The sequence below is a fragment of the Streptomyces roseochromogenus subsp. oscitans DS 12.976 genome, assembly GCF_000497445.1.
GTDB classification, from domain to species: domain Bacteria; phylum Actinomycetota; class Actinomycetes; order Streptomycetales; family Streptomycetaceae; genus Streptomyces; species Streptomyces oscitans.
This window is the reverse complement of sequence record NZ_CM002285.1, coordinates 5270251-5285051: the sequence shown is the minus strand read 5'-3', so window position 1 is coordinate 5285051 and position 14801 is coordinate 5270251. Positions and strand designations below refer to the sequence as shown.

At 69.0% G+C, this 14801-nt stretch carries 19 protein-coding genes and 3 pseudogenes; 11 read left to right on the top strand and 11 right to left on the bottom strand.

What is annotated here, in order from left to right; genetic code table 11:
* A complete protein-coding gene (locus M878_RS72605; RefSeq protein WP_031225527.1) occupies positions 1-930 on the bottom strand; it encodes a hypothetical protein in 930 nt (309 codons plus the stop codon).
* A gap of 82 nt (positions 931-1012) precedes the next feature.
* Here M878_RS72605 and M878_RS72600 point away from each other — a divergent pair, with 82 nt between their 5' ends.
* Positions 1013-1612 carry a flavin reductase family protein gene (locus M878_RS72600; RefSeq protein WP_023549468.1) on the top strand — a complete coding sequence of 200 codons (600 nt, stop codon included), beginning with the start codon at positions 1013-1015 and terminating at the stop codon, positions 1610-1612.
* Positions 1613-1640: 28 nt separating this feature from the next.
* Here the strand turns inward: M878_RS72600 and M878_RS72595 are convergent, their stop codons facing one another.
* The gene (locus M878_RS72595; RefSeq protein WP_023549467.1) at positions 1641-2489 is read right to left on the bottom strand and encodes a helix-turn-helix domain-containing protein; all 849 of its coding nucleotides are present in this window, start codon (positions 2487-2489) and stop codon (positions 1641-1643) included.
* Positions 2490-2507: 18 nt separating this feature from the next.
* Positions 2508-3260, bottom strand: coding sequence for a DUF6879 family protein (locus M878_RS72590; protein ID WP_031225526.1), 753 nt, complete (start codon positions 3258-3260; stop codon positions 2508-2510).
* A gap of 183 nt (positions 3261-3443) precedes the next feature.
* On the opposite strand from M878_RS72590, the gene M878_RS72585 reads away from it, so the two are divergent.
* The 4 genes and pseudogenes from M878_RS72585 to M878_RS48550 all read left to right on the top strand — a co-directional run.
* The gene (locus tag M878_RS72585) at positions 3444-3653 is read left to right on the top strand and encodes a hypothetical protein (protein WP_023549465.1); all 210 of its coding nucleotides are present in this window, start codon (positions 3444-3446) and stop codon (positions 3651-3653) included.
* Positions 3654-3752: 99 nt separating this feature from the next.
* Positions 3753-3986 (top strand): DUF397 domain-containing protein, encoded by a 234-nt coding sequence (locus tag M878_RS72580; protein WP_023549464.1) that lies wholly within the window; start codon positions 3753-3755, stop codon positions 3984-3986.
* Between the two features lie 103 nt (positions 3987-4089).
* The gene (locus M878_RS48555; protein ID WP_031225524.1) at positions 4090-4563 is read left to right on the top strand and encodes a hypothetical protein; all 474 of its coding nucleotides are present in this window, start codon (positions 4090-4092) and stop codon (positions 4561-4563) included.
* A gap of 7 nt (positions 4564-4570) precedes the next feature.
* Positions 4571-5029: pseudogene (locus tag M878_RS48550) on the top strand (flavin reductase family protein); the annotation flags it as partial.
* A gap of 54 nt (positions 5030-5083) precedes the next feature.
* Here M878_RS48550 and M878_RS72575 read toward each other — a convergent pair.
* Entirely contained in the window at positions 5084-5263 is a 180-nt protein-coding gene (locus M878_RS72575) for a DUF397 domain-containing protein (RefSeq protein ID WP_023549461.1), read from the bottom strand.
* Positions 5260-6129 (bottom strand): annotated as a pseudogene (locus M878_RS72570) (helix-turn-helix domain-containing protein). Before M878_RS72570 ends, M878_RS72575 begins: the two are co-directional and overlap by 4 nt.
* 137 nt (positions 6130-6266) lie before the next feature.
* Between M878_RS72570 and M878_RS72565 the strand changes: the two are divergent.
* Together M878_RS72565 and M878_RS97650 are read left to right on the top strand one after the other, a co-directional pair.
* Positions 6267-6689 carry an ATP-binding protein gene (locus M878_RS72565; RefSeq protein WP_023549458.1) on the top strand — a complete coding sequence of 141 codons (423 nt, stop codon included), beginning with the start codon at positions 6267-6269 and terminating at the stop codon, positions 6687-6689.
* Positions 6670-6966 (top strand): hypothetical protein, encoded by a 297-nt coding sequence (locus M878_RS97650; RefSeq protein ID WP_158692728.1) that lies wholly within the window; start codon positions 6670-6672, stop codon positions 6964-6966. The genes M878_RS72565 and M878_RS97650 overlap by 20 nt, the downstream gene beginning before the upstream one ends.
* A 20-nt stretch (positions 6967-6986) precedes the next feature.
* Here M878_RS97650 and M878_RS72560 read toward each other — a convergent pair whose 3' ends face one another.
* From M878_RS72560 to M878_RS72550, 3 genes and pseudogenes are all read right to left on the bottom strand, one after another.
* Positions 6987-7838 carry a helix-turn-helix domain-containing protein gene (locus M878_RS72560; RefSeq protein ID WP_023549457.1) on the bottom strand — a complete coding sequence of 284 codons (852 nt, stop codon included), beginning with the start codon at positions 7836-7838 and terminating at the stop codon, positions 6987-6989.
* A 23-nt stretch (positions 7839-7861) separates the two neighbouring features.
* Positions 7862-8395, bottom strand: a complete 534-nt coding sequence (locus M878_RS72555) for a DUF6879 family protein (RefSeq protein WP_023549456.1) — start codon at positions 8393-8395, stop codon at positions 7862-7864.
* Positions 8370-8631, bottom strand: a pseudogene (locus tag M878_RS72550) (hypothetical protein). The gene M878_RS72555 and the pseudogene M878_RS72550 overlap by 26 nt, the downstream one beginning before the upstream one ends.
* 227 nt (positions 8632-8858) lie before the next feature.
* On the opposite strand from M878_RS72550, the gene M878_RS72545 reads away from it, so the two are divergent.
* The 3 genes from M878_RS72545 (at position 8859) to M878_RS72535 (ending at position 10005) form a co-directional block, all read left to right on the top strand.
* A complete protein-coding gene (locus M878_RS72545; RefSeq protein WP_158692727.1) occupies positions 8859-9101 on the top strand; it encodes a hypothetical protein in 243 nt (80 codons plus the stop codon).
* A 99-nt stretch (positions 9102-9200) separates the two neighbouring features.
* Entirely contained in the window at positions 9201-9434 is a 234-nt protein-coding gene (locus tag M878_RS72540; protein WP_023549453.1) for a DUF397 domain-containing protein, read from the top strand.
* Positions 9435-9531: 97 nt separating this feature from the next.
* Positions 9532-10005 carry a hypothetical protein gene (locus M878_RS72535; protein ID WP_023549452.1) on the top strand — a complete coding sequence of 158 codons (474 nt, stop codon included), beginning with the start codon at positions 9532-9534 and terminating at the stop codon, positions 10003-10005.
* 29 nt (positions 10006-10034) lie between these two features.
* On the opposite strand, the gene M878_RS72530 is transcribed toward M878_RS72535, so the two are convergent.
* On the bottom strand, positions 10035-11354 hold the full coding sequence (locus M878_RS72530) for an MFS transporter (RefSeq protein ID WP_209445553.1): 1320 nt from the start codon (positions 11352-11354) through the stop codon (positions 10035-10037).
* A 71-nt stretch (positions 11355-11425) separates the two neighbouring features.
* Between M878_RS72530 and M878_RS72525 the strand changes: the two genes are divergently transcribed.
* The gene (locus tag M878_RS72525) at positions 11426-12433 is read left to right on the top strand and encodes a GlxA family transcriptional regulator (RefSeq protein WP_023549450.1); all 1008 of its coding nucleotides are present in this window, start codon (positions 11426-11428) and stop codon (positions 12431-12433) included.
* Here M878_RS72525 and M878_RS72520 read toward each other — a convergent pair.
* Positions 12423-13475 carry a Zn-dependent alcohol dehydrogenase gene (locus M878_RS72520; protein ID WP_031225522.1) on the bottom strand — a complete coding sequence of 351 codons (1053 nt, stop codon included), beginning with the start codon at positions 13473-13475 and terminating at the stop codon, positions 12423-12425. The genes M878_RS72525 and M878_RS72520 overlap by 11 nt on opposite strands.
* Positions 13475-14623 (bottom strand): acyl-CoA dehydrogenase family protein, encoded by a 1149-nt coding sequence (locus tag M878_RS72515; protein WP_023549448.1) that lies wholly within the window; start codon positions 14621-14623, stop codon positions 13475-13477. The genes M878_RS72520 and M878_RS72515 overlap by 1 nt, the downstream gene beginning before the upstream one ends.
* Positions 14624-14801: the final 178 nt, after the last annotated feature.

Genomic DNA, 14801 nt, shown 5'->3' with positions numbered 1-14801 from the left:
TCAGGGCCGGTCGGCGCGGTCCAGGATCCGGAGGGTGCCGGCGTCCGGGTCGCCGAAGAGGACGAACAGCCGAGGGGCGTCCTCGGTGCCACTGACGGACCAGTGGGTGTCGAGGCCGCAGTCACCGTCGAGGTGCACAAGGACCCCGGCGCGGTCCTGGTGGTCCGTGCCGGGGTCGGGCTCCCAGGTGCCGGGGCCGGCGCAGACCACGTAGCTCTGGTAGTCGTCGGCCGTCCAGTCGTGGCCGACGGGCTGGGTCGGGAGTCTGCGGGCGCTGGCCCGGCCGCCGGGTTCCAGGCGCAGTTCGGCGCCATTCTCACCGCGCCAGACTCCGGCGAGCTGGGCGGGGGTCAGCCTGGGCGGCTCGTACGCCTTGATCAGCCCGGTCACGGTGGCCAGGACCCCGCCGCCGAGGGCCAGGGCGAAGAGGCCGGCACAGACGACTGCCGAGCGCCACCACAGGCCCCACGACGACCAGGAACGTGTGCGGACGTAGGTGATGCCGAGCGCGGGCAGCAGACCCAGGGCGGTGAGGTCCGCGACCGTGGTGACGAACGGCCAGTGCCACAGCGTCGTCGTCACCGCGCCCCAGCCGACGGCCCCCGCCACCGCTCCGGCCAGGCGCCAGGCCCACTCGGGCCCATCGAACCGCCGGAGCGCCGACCGGGTCAGCGCGAGGGCGGGCAGCGTCAGCAGGACCGAGACGAACAGGCCCAGCAACGGCAACAGCAACGGCGCGAAGATCAGCAGACAACCCACCCCGAAGGCCCCGCCGACACCCGCGCCGTACTCATCCTGACCGAGAGTCGAGATCAGCCACAGCACCCCGGCCGCCGGCAGCTGCGCCGCGTTCACCGGAATCGCGGCGGCCAGATCATTCCGAAGGACCCGGCCCGTCCGGCCCCCCTCGCGCACGTTCCCCCACCCCATGCCCGCACCCTATGAAGTGCCTGTACGGAGCCGTCCACGGGGCTTCCTATCTGACACATAGTCAGCTTCAATGAATGACGTGATGGGACACGCAGGGGCGGCGGCCGCCGCCGTCCGGTATCTGAGGCCGAGGGCCGTGGAGCCGTTGCCACGGCCGGAGTTGCGGTGCGTACGGCAGGACGAACGGGCCCCGGTCGACCCGGCCGAGTTCCGGCGGGTGCTGGGAAGCTTCGCTTCCGGGGTCACGGTCATCACCGCCCCGGCCGCCGAGGGCGAACCGGGCCCCGCCGGCTTCGCCTGCCAGTCCTTCGCCTCCCTCTCCCTCGAACCGCCCCTGGTCTGCTTCATGGTGGGCCGCACGTCGACCACCTGGCCCCGCATCGCCCGCGCCGGCGTCTTCTGCGTCAACGTCCTCGGCGCCGGCCAGGGCGAACTGTGCCGGGCCTTCGCGGTGAGCGGCGCGGACAAGTTCGCGGGGGTGCCGTACGACGCGGCTCCCGTCTCTGGGGCGCCACGGTTGACCGGCGCCGTGGCCTGGGTCGACTGCACGGTCCACGCGGTGCACACCGGCGGCGACCACCTCATTGTCGTGGGCCGGGTAATGGCCCTCGGCACGGAGGGGCTGACCGACCCACTCCTCTTCCACCGGGGGCGGTACGCCCGGCTTGCTCCCCAGGCGTGACGATCAGCGCGCCTCTCGGCCGCCAGCCTCAGACCTTGATGCCCCGGCGGACGCGGGCGATCACCTGCTGAGCGTCGGCGCCGAAGACGGCCGACTCCGCGAAGGTGTCCCAGACGCGGCGGTAGAGAGCGATCGTTTCGGCGTCGTCCAGCCAGAGCGCCGCGTGCCAGTCTTCGACGGTGACCAGCCGGTCGTCCAGGATCCAGAACCCGTTCGCCGGCGGCAGACGCAGCGCGGCGTCCCAGGGCACGATCCCGAGATGGACGGTGTCCATTCCGACCACTCCCAGCAACCGGTCCAGTTGAGCTGCCAGCACCTCCGGCGGACACACCTGGGCCCGCAGCGCGCCCTCCCACATGAGCGTCCTCAACTGCCTGCCAGGCTGGTACAGCCATTCCTGCCGCTTCATACGGGCTCGCACCGCGTCCTCCGCGTCCCGTGGAGAGTGTCGGAATTCCGCGTAGCGCTCAAACAGGTTCCGGGCGTAGTCAGCGGTCTGAAGCATGCCGTTGACGGTGAAGTTGTCCCACACATGCAAGGTCCGGGACTCCGCGATGAGAGTGTTCCACTCCTCTTGCACCGGTGCGTGCCCTGCCGCCAACCGGCGCCGCCAGGAGCGAATATGGCTCTCGAAGCCCTTCAGCCGGGCGCGCAGTTCAGCGAAGAGTGCAGGCTGCCCCACTGCCTCTGCCCATGCCCGGAGGTCGTCGTCCGTGGGTGTCTGCCTGCCGTTCTCCAGCTTGCTGACCTTCGACTGCGGCCACCCCAGCCGTTGGGCCAGTTCCGTACCGGTGAGCCGACCATCGGGGCACTCGATGCGCAGTTCCCTGAGCCTACGGCCCAGTTCCGCACGCGCCCTCTGATAGTCCGTGCTCACCGGTACCCGCTCTTGCTCCTACGCGTCGCTGTCCATCTCCGCCGTGAACTGCTTCCACGGTACGGCGTGATGCCAGGCAGCATCCCGCACCATGCAGCAGCGCACCACCTCTGCGGGTTCGGTGATCAGGTCCACGTGCGTGAGCTGATCGTCGTCATCGAACCTCAGGAGCGCGATGAGGCGGCTGTCGAACAGCCAGAAGTCCTCTGCGGGGAGCCTGAGTCCGTCCGCGTCGGCGCGCCATAGATTGCGGATGTCCTCGCCCATGCCGCTGTTCCGCTTGGCGTTGTCGAGGAGGTAGAGCTGACCTGTGGTGGGCGGTTGGTCCACAATGCGTACACGTTCGACGCGCTTGCCCAGGGCGGTCTGCTCGCGGATCGTCTTGCAGTACGGATGGTCGAACGTCCAGTTGACGTGTCCGGTCTCCACGAACTGACGGTAGGTGTCAGTCCCTTCGTCACTCGCGTACCGCCGCCGTGTCTCCAGACGCCATGCGGTGTGCTCGAACTTGTTGAACAGACCGCTGAACTCATCCAGTCCGATCGTCCGCACCTTCCTCGTCCGCTCCTTCGGGGTCCAGTCCACCAGAAGGTCCCGTGGCACCACCACGGCGACCTCCCCCTCCGAACGGTGCTGAAGTTGTGCGATGTCCGCCGGATCGGTGAGCGGAGGACCGTGCACGACCACCTCCCCGCTGTCCAAGTCCTCATGCACAGATGGGCATCCGTCCTCACCACTGCCCGTCCCGTTGAACCGCAACCTGCGCGCCACGTACGACCCCCTTGGGGCTCGACAATGTTGGTAGACACAGCATGTCGGTGCCTCTGAGTGAATGTCCATGCATCCAGAGTGACCACGCGAGAATAACTGAGAATATTCCGCGCTGTACTTCTTTCCCTCCTCCTACGGTCATCCCTCGAAGCCACACCAACTCGGGGAGACACGGTGACACCCATGGCCAAGGCGAAGCAGAAGCCTTCGGCGCGGTTGCCCAGCGGCTACGACGCTTGGCTGTTGGACTGCGTACCGGCCACCGGCTGTGACGTGTGTGCCGCCAACTGGCGGCAGCTGGCCGCCTGCAAGCAGTCCGGTGACGTCGCGCAGGCCGCGCGCCACGCCACCGAGATCCGCGACCACACATCAGGCGTCCACGGAAGGCCGTAGACCGGGCACCCGCGCCCAACTCTCATCTCTTGGACTCCCGCCCGCCATGGGCGGCGGCGGTCAGTCATGGCCGCGACAGCGAGCAGGAAGGTGCAAGTGATGCTGAACGGAATCGATCTGTACGCGCTCGACCTCAACGGGGCCTCGTTCGTGAAGGCTTGCGGCGGCAACACCCACCCGGACGGCGAGTCGTGCGTGACCCTGGCCCGGATCGCAGACGACGCCTGGGCCCTCGGTGACAGCAAGCGGCCACAGGCACAGCCACTGCGGTTCACCACGGAAGAACTGACCGTGGCCGGGATCGACCCGGCACGGTTCGGCCTCCCCGCCTGAGGCAACCCAGGCAACGCCTCACCCCCGGCCGGTCCCGGCACGGCACACGCCCGGCCAGGACCGGCCGGATCCACGAACACCCACGCCCCGAACTGGACGACCCGTGCACCACCACGGCTACCTGTGGACCGGCCCCAAGACCCGCTTCGACCAAGAAGCACTACGACGCCCACCCCACCCCCAGCCGCCTCCGGCAGGAAGCAGACCCGAACTGATCCAGCGCTACCGCGAGATGGCCACGGAGTTCCCCACGTCGGACCTGCCGCCACTGGAAACGGCGAACTGGCTCGTCAAACCACCCTCACTGGTACACGGCACATGGCCGGAACCGAAACCAGCGGCAGCATGGCTGAGCGACCGATTGACCGAATACGCACCCCGGTTCGCCTCCCATGCCGAGCGGGACGCCAGACGCCTCACCGCCCTCGTCACCTCCGCCCACGAACGACTGGCATCAGGCCATGACGTCTCCCTCGGCTTCTACCTCGAACACCCCTCCTACCTCTCCCTGGCCCTGGTGACCTGCTCCCCGAACCACGAGAACCGCGAACTCCCGTGCCCTCTGACCCAGGGGTAATCCGCCGGGAAGCTTCGCTTCCGGGGTCACGGTCATCACCGCCCCGGCCGCCGAGGGCGAACCGGGCCCCGCCGGCTTCGCCTGCCAGTCCTTCGCCTCCCTCTCCCTCGAACCGCCCCTGGTCTGCTTCATGGTGGGCCGCACGTCGACCACCTGGCCCCGCATCGCCCGCGCCGGCGTCTTCTGCGTCAACGTCCTCGGCGCCGGCCAGGGCGAACTGTGCCGGGCCTTCGCGGTGAGCGGCGCGGACAAGTTCGCGGGGGTGCCGTACGACGCGGCTCCCGTCTCTGGGGCGCCACGGTTGACCGGCGCCGTGGCCTGGGTCGACTGCACGGTCCACGCGGTGCACACCGGGGGCGATCATCTCATCGTCGTGGGCCGAGTGAACGCCCTCGGCACGGAGGAACCGACCGACCCACTCCTCTTCCACCGGGGGCGGTTCGCCCGGCTTGCTCCCCAGGCGTGACGATCACCGCGCCTCTCGGCCTACCCCATGCAGGGCATACCGACAGTGAACGGCCTACGCGAACTGCTGGAGAAAGGCCTGCCAGCTGACGCGGGAGACGGTGAGGACGGGGCCGGCGGGGTGCTTGCTGTCTCGGACGGCTCGGCCGCCGTGAGCCGTGTCGGCGACCTCGACGCAGGCGTTCTCCTGGCCCGAGTACGACGACTTCCAGAAGGGGCTTATGACCTCGGTCACGATGCGTCTTCCTTCAAGCTCCGCAGTATGCCCCGGACGAGCTTCGCGCTCGCGTCCGGCGCCAATGCTGACGATCGTAGTAGGTCGTATGCATTGGCGTAAGCGGCAAGGTCCTCAGCCCCTTCGAGGACCGACGTGCCTCGCAGATTGTCCATGGCGACCGCTTCAACCGTCGGTTCCTCGTCGAAGCTGAAGGAGTAGAAGGCGGAGGAGTAACCGGCCAGGACGCCCGCACTGAACGGCAGCACCTGCACGGTGACGTTCTTCCGCTTTCCGATCTCAAGGATCGCGGACAACTACTCCCGATGGATCTCGACGCTCACCAACGGGTGCGCGACGACCGCTTCCCAGAGGATGGCCGTGTACGACGCTCCGCCCTCTTCGATCTTCGCCTGCCGCCCCACGCGCACCTTCACCAACTCGGCGACTCGTTCCGGATCGATGCAGTGAGGACCGTCGGCGATAACCGCCTCCGCGTAGGCCTGTGTTTGCAGGAGCCCTGGCACCATGACCGGCTGCCACTCGCGGATGTATGTCGCGTCGTCCTCCAGCGCGATGTGGTCGACGTAGTCTGGCCGCAGGTGTTCGGCATGCTCAAGCCACCAGCCCCGATTCTTCGAGTGTTTGGCCAAGTCCTCCAACTTGGCGCGCACTTCCGGATCCGTGACGTCATACGCGTCCAGCAACAGCCGAACCTCAATGACGCGCGGAGTGGCATGCCCACTCTCAACACGACTGATTCGGGCCTGACTTGATGCGATCACCTCGGCTGCCTGCGGCTGGTCCAGTTTGGCGGCCTGCCGGTACTGCCTGAGCGCCGTGCCCAAACGCCTGCTGCGTACCGTCGGCCGTCCACCTGCGGGCATGGGGCCTCCCCTCTCCTTCGGCAACCATGCCACACCGACCACCAATACCGAGCCCCATCACACGATCGAGTGACACGTGTGCATATATTTCTTGGTTTGGATTGTGCGAGTTCCGGATCCAGTTCTAGCTTCAGCCCATGCCCGCAACCGAAACCTTCCGCATCCCCAAGCGCAGACAGCACGTGTCAACCGCCCGTCAGCGCATCCACAAGGCCCTCGCGGACTGGGGGATCACGGATGAACTCGCCTACGCCGTCACCCTGTCAGCGAGCGAACTGGTCGCCAACGCCGTAACGCACTGCCGGACCTCCTACGCCCAGGTCGAGGTCACGCTCACCCTCAGGGAAGCGGAGCTGCTACTGGAGATCTCGGACCCGGACAGGAACACACTTCCCCAGCGCCACGACTCCGGCCCGGACGAGGAAGGCGGACGCGGACTCGCGCTCGTGGAGGTGTTGGCCGATGCCTGGGGTTGCCGACAAGAGCCGTACGCGAAGTGCGTGTGGGCTCTCTTCGCGCTGGTCAGGATGGAGGGAGCCCATGTTCCGTCTGGTTTATGACGCTCTCGCCCGCCTGTTCGTCAAGCCGCGCTCCGGCAACACCTCGGTAGCCGACTTGGAGATCGCGCGAGAGGTACAGACACCTGACCCGTACGTATGGCGGCTCCCCAGCCCTTACGACGCCCGCTGGCGCCGCTGGTCCAAGCGCTCCCGCGCGGCTGGCCATCGCCTGCCGTTTCCGCACGACGAGGAGTGCTGGCAATCCCCTCCCCCAGCACTGGCACCCCTCTGGGAATCCTCCGACGACGTGGTGCGGCCGTACGTACTCAAGCGCTGAAGCTGCACACAGCGCCCGGATCAGCGCAACGCGTCGATGGCCCTCACGATCAGTGCGCGGGCGTCCGCGCCGTACACCGCCATGGTCCGGAGCTGCTCGAACGCCTTTATATAGAGCGCGATCTCGGAGGGCTGGGTGACGTTCACCTCGGCGGAGACCAGCTCGACAGCCGCGAGGGTTTCGTCGTGCACGTTGAACGTTTCCTGCGGCCACATCACACGCTCGCGCGTCGCCGTCGGGATGATGCCGAACGACACCTGCGGGAGCGCCCCGGCGGTCAGGAGATAGCCCAGCTGCGCGGCCATCGCCTCGGCGTCACCGAGTCGGTAGTAGAGCACCGCCTCCTCGATGAGGAACACGAACCGATGGCCAGGCTCATGGATCACCTGCGACCGCTGCACACGTGCCGTGGCAGCCTCCGCCGCGTCGTCGGGAACCCCATGAAAGCGTGCGCTCATGCTGAGCAGTGCCCGTGCATATCCCTCGGTCTGTAGCAACCCGGGGACCAGGACGGGGGAGTACACACGCAGCAACCCGGTTGACCGGTACAGCTCGACATAGCTGTCCTGCAACTTGGACAACCCTGTGCGCACGCGCTGCCGCCACTCGCGGTACAGGGATTCCGCGTGCTGTGAGGCTGCGATCAGGTCTGCGGCCTGGTCGGTTGCGCCGGTCGCCCGGCACCACAAGCGGATGTCCGTGGGCGACGGCGGAGTGCGGGCGTTCTCGATGCGTGAGGTCTTGGCATGGTGCCAACCACACTCGCTAGCCAGCTCGTTGACCGTCAGGCCGGCGTTCTTCCTCAGGTCACGTAGTTGCCGCGCCACGTTCTCGCGCGCGGCTTGTGCCGAGGAAGACGGAGAGATGGTCATGAGCTGGCCAGCTGTGCTTTCTGTCAGTGGATCTCGTACGTATCGTGCGGGATGGCGCGTTCCCAGACCGCCTCGAAGGCGTCCGAGCACTGCTTGACGATGCTCGGCTCGGTGCGCAACTCCTTGGCCGGCTCAGACCATTCTCCGACGCCGGTGAAGTGGTTGAACAGAACCTGTGTCCGATCGAAGATCCACAGATCGACGCCCGGAAGCATCAGGTCGACTGCTCGCCGGCGGGGAAGCCACCGCACCTGCTCGCCGGCCGCCACGTTGACATCCGTACTCGCGTGCTCGTAGCGGATGTAGTCGGTGACCGGTTCCGAGACGATACGGGCACGCCGTACGACGACGCCGCGAGCGACCGCGCGGGAGATCAAGTCGACCCAGGGAGCCCAGTACTCCGAGGTGGGATCGGTGTCCCTCCGGCCCGTGGCCAGCCACGTGTTGAAGTCGTCCGCCTCGTCGCCGACGGCGTACTGATCGCGCATTTCGAGGTGCACGGCGGAGCGCTGCGCGGCCCCCATGAGTTCGTCAAAGTCGGGCACGTTCTGCGGCATCACAGGCCTCCCTCAGCATCGGCACCAGGCGGGCGGGCGGGAATGCGGATCACGGTCTCATGGCCAGGAATGCCTTCCGCGTGCCCGGGCGCGGTGTTCTTCACGCATTCCGCTCGCGTCTCCTCGTCGGCTGTGTAGCTCTGGAGCACGATGTCCGCGTTGTCCACATCGACCCACGCGGTCGGTGACCCGTCCCTTCCCGTCTCCGGGTCGATCCCGATGAACTGTAAGCGCATAACGACCTCCCTCTCTGTCGTGCACCGATGTGCATAAATTTCGTTGCTGATCCGGCCGCCGTCAAGACCATGAAGCAGCCACATAGCCAGTCAGAGGAATGCACGCACATTGATGCACATCACTGGATGCGCAGCGCAGCTCACTCCTAGCGTGGGGTGGCAAGACAGAACCCCGGCGAGGCAGCGGAGCCTCCCGAGGCATGGCCGACGCTGCTGAGGAGCGCCGCGTGAGGCAAAGTACAGCCCAGCCACCAGGCAGCGAAGAACCCGACCAACGCAAGCGTTCGGCGCAGTTACCCAGCGCCTACAACACCTGGCTGTTGGACTGCGTACCGGCCACCGGCTGTGACGTGTGTGCCGCCAACTGGCGGCAGCTGGCCGCCTGCAAGCAGTCCGGTGACGTCACACAGGCCGCGCGCCACGCCACCGAGATCCGGGACCACACATCAGGCGTCCACGGAAAGCCGTAGACCGGGCACCCGCGCCCAACTCTCATCTCTTGGACTCCCGCCCGTCATGGGCGGCGGCGGTCAGTGATGGCCGCGACAGCGAGCAGGAAGGTGCAAGTGATGCTGAACGGAATCGATCTGTACGCGCTCGACCTCAGCGGTGCCTCGTTCGTGAAGGCTTGCGGCGGCAACACCCACCCGGACGGCGAGTCGTGCGTGACCCTGGCCCGGATCGGAGACGACGCCTGGGCACTCGGTGACAGCAAGCGGCCGGAGGCGCAGCCGCTGAGGTTCACCACGGAGGAACTGACCGTGGCCGGGATCGACCCGGCACGGTTCGGCCTGCCCGCCTAGGCAACACCCCCCGCACTCCCGGCCGGTCCTTGCACGGCACACGCCCGGCCAGGACCGGCCGGATTCACGAACACCGACGCCCCGAACTGGACGGCCCGTGCACCACCACGGCTACCTGTGGACCGGCCCCAAGGCCCGCTTCGACCAGGAAGCACTGCGACGCCCGCCCCACCCCCAGCCGCCTCCGGCAGGAAGCAGACCGGAACTGATTCAGCGCTATCGCGAGGTGGCCGCGGAGTTTCCCACGTCGGACCTGCCGCCACTGGAAACGGCGTACTGGCTCGTCAAACCACCCTCGCTGGTGCGCGGCACATGGCTCGAACCGAAACCGGCGGCGGCATGGCTGAGTGACCGATTGACCGATTACGCACCCCGGTTCGCGTCCGATGCCGAGCGGGACGCCGGACGCCTCACCGCCCTCGTCGCCTCCGCCCGCGAGCGGCTGGCATCAGGCGGTGACGTCTCGCTCGGCTTCTACCTCGAACACCCCTCCTACCTCTCCCTGGCCCTGGTGACCTGCTCCCCGAACCACGAGAACCGCGAACTCCCGTGCCCTCTGGCCCAGGGGTGATCCGCCGACACCCCCCTTTCACTCCCCTTTCAGGCCGCCGCAGGCACAGGAACCACCGGCCGTCGCCTGATCACCAGTGCCATCAGCGCCGCCGCCGCGCACAGCGTGCCGGAGGCGTACCAGACGAGGTCGTAGGAGCCGAAGACGTCGCGGGCGAGGCCGCCGAGGTAGGCGACGAGGGCCGCGCCGATCTGGTGGGAGGCGAGTACCCAGCCGAAGACGATGGCACTGTCCTCGCCGAACTGCTCCCGGCACAGGGCCAGGGTGGGCGGCACCGTGGCGACCCAGTCGAGGCCGTAGAAGACGATGAAGAACAGCATCGGGGGGTGGACGGCTGGGCCCAGCAGCATCGGGAGGAAGAGGAGGGAGAGGCCTCGCAGGGCGTAGTACACCGCCAGCAGGCGGCGGGGTTCGAAGCGGTCGGTGAACCAGCCGGAGGCGATCGTGCCGACGACGTCGAACACGCCGATGACCGCGAGCAGCGAGGCCGCCGTGGTGACGGGCATGCCGTGGTCGTGCTCGGCGGGCACGAAGTGGGTCTGGATCAGCCCGTTGGTGGAGGCGCCGCAGATCGCGAAGGTGCCGGCGAGCAGCCAGAAGGTGCCCGTGCGGACCGAGGCGGACAGAACCGTCAGCGTGCGGCGGGCCGCGCCCGACACCGGCGGGGGCTTGGGGATGAACTCCCGTGCTCCGTACGGCGCCGCGCCTATGTCCGCCGGGTGGTCCCGGAGGAGGATCCACACGAAGGGGGCAACGGCGAGGGCCGCCAGGGACACGGTCACAGCCGCCGGGCGCCAGCCGTGGTGCTCGACCACCCAGGACAGCAGCGGCAGGAAGATCAGCTGGCCGGAGGCGGACGCGGCGGTGAGGATGCCGCTGACCAGTCCGCGCCGCTCGGTGAACCAGCGGTTGGTGACCGTCGCCGCGAAGGCCAACGCCATCGAGCCGGAGCCGAGACCGACCAGCAGGCCCCAGCACAGCCACAGCTGCCAGGCCGCCGTCATCCACACGGTCAGGCCCGAACCGGCCGCGATCACGACCAGCGCGACCGCGACCACCCGGCGGATGCCGAACCGGTCCATCAGCGCGGCGGCGAAGGGCGCGGTCAGGCCGTAGAGCGCGAGGTTGATGGAGACGGCCGCACCGATCGTGCCGCGCGACCAGCCGAACTCCTGGTGCAGGGGGTCGATGAGCAGGCCGGGCAGGGAGCGGAAGGCGGCCGCGCCGATGATCGTGACGAAGGTGACGGCGGCGACGAACCAGGCGCGGTGCACGCGGCGGCGCCGGGCGGGCGGGGCGGCCTGGACGGGGGCTGCGGACGAGGCTGCGGCTGGGCTTGTCTGAGTCACGTCATAGAGCGTCCATTTTCCGGGTCCGCGCATCGAGTGGCCCGAAGGTCATCATTCGCTAGGATCGGGCCATGGCTGTTGTCGCTGAAGAATCCGAGGGTTTCCGGCCGCACCGGATCGTCGTCCTCGCCCTCGACGGCCTTCTCCCCTTCGAACTGGGCATCCCGCACCGTATCTTCGGCCGGCCGAAGGACGAGCGGGGGCGGCTGCTGTACGAGGTCGTGACCTGCTCGGTACGGCCGCCCGGTCCGGTCGAGACCGACGCCGACTTCGCCGTGCACGTCCCGCACGGCCCGGAGGCGCTGGCCGAGGCCGACACGGTGATCGTCCCGGCGTCGTACGAGCTGGGCCCGGTCTTCGAGGAGGGCCGGCTCACCGGCGAACTCGCCGCCGCCCTCGCCCGTATCCGCCCCGGCACCCGGCTCGCCTCCATCTGCACCGGTGGCTACGTCCTCGCCGCCGCCGGATATCTCGACGGCCGCCCGGCGACCACGCACTGGGCCGACGCCGAGCGCTTCCAGCGGCTGTTCCCGAAGATCAAGGTCGACGCGGACGTGCTGTTCATCGACGACGGCGATGTGCTGACCTCGGCCGGTGTGGCCGCCGGGATCGATCTGTGCCTGCACATGGTGCGCCGCGACTTCGGTACGGCGGTCGCCAACGACGTCGCCCGGCGTACGGTCGTACCCCCGCACCGCGACGGCGGCCAGGCCCAGTACATCCACCGCCCGGTCCCGGACCCGCAGCTGGCCACGACGACCGCGGCCCGCGCCTGGGCGCTGGGCCGGCTGCACGAGCCGATCCAGCTGCGGGACATGGCCGAACAGGAGGCCATGTCGGTACGGACCTTCACCCGCCGCTTCCGCGAGGAGGCCGGGGTCAGTCCCGGCCAGTGGCTCACCCAGCAGCGCGTCGAACGCGCCCGCCATCTGCTGGAGACCACGGACCTGTCCATCGACCAGGTGGCCCGCGAGGCGGGCTTCGGCACGGCCCAGTCGATGCGCCAGCATCTGCAACAGGCGCTGGGCGTGACGCCGACCGCCTATCGCAGGACTTTCCGGACCGGCGTCAGAACGTGAGCACGGCCCGCGCCACCCGCCCCGCCTCCGCGTCCGCGCGGGCCTTGGCGAAGTCCTCCACCGGGTAGACGGCCGTCACCAACTCGTCCAGCAACAGGCGCCCTTGGCGGTACAGCCCGGCGTACAGGGCGATGTCCCGCTGGGGGCGTGAGGAGCCGTAGCGGCAGCCGAGGATCGACTTGTCCAGGTAGAGGGAGGAGACCAGGAAGGACGCCTCCGCCGTGGCCGGCGGGACACCGAGCAGGATCGCCTGGCCGTGCCGGTCGAGGAGGTCGATGGCCTGCCGGATCAGCTCCACCCGGCCGACGCACTCGAAAGCGTGGTCGGCGCCCGTGGGCAGGATGTCCCGCACCCCCTCCGTCGAGGTCAGGAAGTCGGTGGCGCCGAACTGCCGGGCCGCCTCCTCCTTGGCCGGATTGGCGTCCACGGCGACGATCCTGAGCGCGCCAGCGAGCCGGGCGCCCTGCAGCACGTTCAGTCCGATGCCTCCGGTCCCGATGACGACGACGCTGTCCCCGCGGTCCACCCGGGCCCGGTTCAGCACCGCGCCCACGCCCGTGAGCACCCCGCACCCGATCAACGCGGCGGACTCCAGGGGGACGTCCTTCGGGATCGGTACCGCCTGTACGGCCTTGACGATCGTGCGCTCGGCGAACGCCGAGTTGGAGGCGAACTGGTGCACCAGCCCCGCCGTGCCGCGGGTGAACGGCTTCTGCGGCCGCCCGATGGCCTGCCGGCACATCGTCGGCCGCCCCCGGTCGCACTCCGGGCACGTGCCGCAGTTGGCGAGCGTGGACAGCGCCACATGGTCGCCGGGCGCGACATGAGTGACCCCCGCGCCGACCGCCTCGACGACCCCGGCCCCCTCATGCCCCAGCACCACCGGCACCGGGAAGGGGATGGTGCCGTCCACCACGGACAGATCGCTGTGGCACAGCCCGGCCCCCGCGATCGCCACCAGCACCTCGCCGGGCCCCGGCTCGCGCACCGCCAGGTCCTCCACCACCTGGACCCGCTTGCCGTCGAACACCACACCACGCATCACACGGCCCCCTTGGGCTCTCTGGGCAGACCGAGCACGCGCTCGGCGATGATCGTGCGCTGGACCTGGTCCGAGCCGCCGTAGATGGTGTCGGCCCGGGAGAAGAGGAACAGGTGCTGGCCGGCGTCGAGTTCGTACGGCGCCGAGGGCGACCAGTCCGAGGGGCCGACGGTGGCCGCCGCGCCCCGGACCTGCATCGCGAGCTCCCCCAGCCGCTGGTGCCAGCCGGCCCACAGCAGCTTGGCCACACTGGGCGCGCCGGGGTCGGCCGAGCCGCCGAGGGTGCGCAGGGCGTGCCGGCGCATGGTCCGCAGCTCGGCCCACTGCCGTACGAGCCGCGACCGTACGACGGGGTCCTGCACGGCGCCGCTGTGCACGGCTGCCTGTACGACAGCCGCCAACTCCTCAGCGAATCCGATCTGTTGGGCGAGAGTCGACACTCCGCGCTCGAACCCGAGCAGACTCATGGCCACCCGCCACCCCTGCCCCTCTCCCCCGACCACGTGCTCCACGCGCGCGTACGCCCCGTCGAAGAAGACCTCGTTGAAGTCACTGGTACCGGTCATCTGCCGGATGGGGCGGACCTCGATACGGCCGGGCTGGTCCATGGGGACGAGCAGGAAGCTGAGTCCGTGGTGGCGGCGGGAGCCGGGGTCGGTACGAGCCAGTACGAAGCACCAGTCGGCCTCATGGGCGAGCGAGGTCCAGATCTTCTGCCCGCTGATCCGGTACCCCTCCCCCTCCCGCACTGCCACCGTCCGCACCCCGGCCAGATCCGAACCGGCCCCGGGCTCGCTGTAGCCCTGGCACCACAACTCCTCGCCGGCCGCGATCGGGGGCAGGAAGCGGGACTTCTGCTCATCGGTGCCATGTGTGATGAGCGTGGGGGCGAGCAGATTCTCACCGATGTGCCCGGACCGCGGGGGCGCGGGCGAACGGGCGTACTCCTCGGCCCAGACGACCTGTTGAGTGAGCGTGGCGCTGCGGTTGCCGTATCCGGACTCCGGCCAGCCGATCCCTATCCAGCCGGATCGACCGAGGGTGCGTTCCCAGGTACGTCTGTCCGTCACCGGGTCGGCGTTGGCTGCCAGCCAGGTGCGGGCCTCGGCCCGGAATCCCTCGTCCTCTTCACTGAACCCGAAGTCCATGGTGGACCGCCCTTCGATTGGGTGCCCTGTGCCGCCGCGAGCCGAAGGTTGGGGCGCTCGCCGGCGCTGGCCGGGTGCCGCTGCGCCCACCCGTGCCGCCTGGGGGTCCCCCCAGGGCCTTGAGGCTCTGGGGGAGGCACGACTGCCCGCAGCTGGGGCGCGAATGCGGGTGCGGCGA

Coding starts and splice junctions, on each gene's coding strand:
- M878_RS72605 (WP_031225527.1), bottom strand. CDS start 930: ATGGGGTGGGGGAACGTGCGCGAGGGGGGCCGGACGGGCCGGGTCCTT.
- M878_RS72600 (WP_023549468.1), top strand. CDS start 1,013: ATGGGACACGCAGGGGCGGCGGCCGCCGCCGTCCGGTATCTGAGGCCG.
- M878_RS72585 (WP_023549465.1), top strand. CDS start 3,444: ATGGCCAAGGCGAAGCAGAAGCCTTCGGCGCGGTTGCCCAGCGGCTAC.
- M878_RS72580 (WP_023549464.1), top strand. CDS start 3,753: ATGCTGAACGGAATCGATCTGTACGCGCTCGACCTCAACGGGGCCTCG.
- M878_RS72565 (WP_023549458.1), top strand. CDS start 6,267: ATGCCCGCAACCGAAACCTTCCGCATCCCCAAGCGCAGACAGCACGTG.
- M878_RS97650 (WP_158692728.1), top strand. CDS start 6,670: ATGTTCCGTCTGGTTTATGACGCTCTCGCCCGCCTGTTCGTCAAGCCG.
- M878_RS72560 (WP_023549457.1), bottom strand. CDS start 7,838: ATGACCATCTCTCCGTCTTCCTCGGCACAAGCCGCGCGCGAGAACGTG.
- M878_RS72555 (WP_023549456.1), bottom strand. CDS start 8,395: ATGCCGCAGAACGTGCCCGACTTTGACGAACTCATGGGGGCCGCGCAG.
- M878_RS72540 (WP_023549453.1), top strand. CDS start 9,201: ATGCTGAACGGAATCGATCTGTACGCGCTCGACCTCAGCGGTGCCTCG.
- M878_RS72525 (WP_023549450.1), top strand. CDS start 11,426: ATGGCTGTTGTCGCTGAAGAATCCGAGGGTTTCCGGCCGCACCGGATC.
- M878_RS72520 (WP_031225522.1), bottom strand. CDS start 13,475: ATGCGTGGTGTGGTGTTCGACGGCAAGCGGGTCCAGGTGGTGGAGGAC.
- M878_RS72515 (WP_023549448.1), bottom strand. CDS start 14,623: ATGGACTTCGGGTTCAGTGAAGAGGACGAGGGATTCCGGGCCGAGGCC.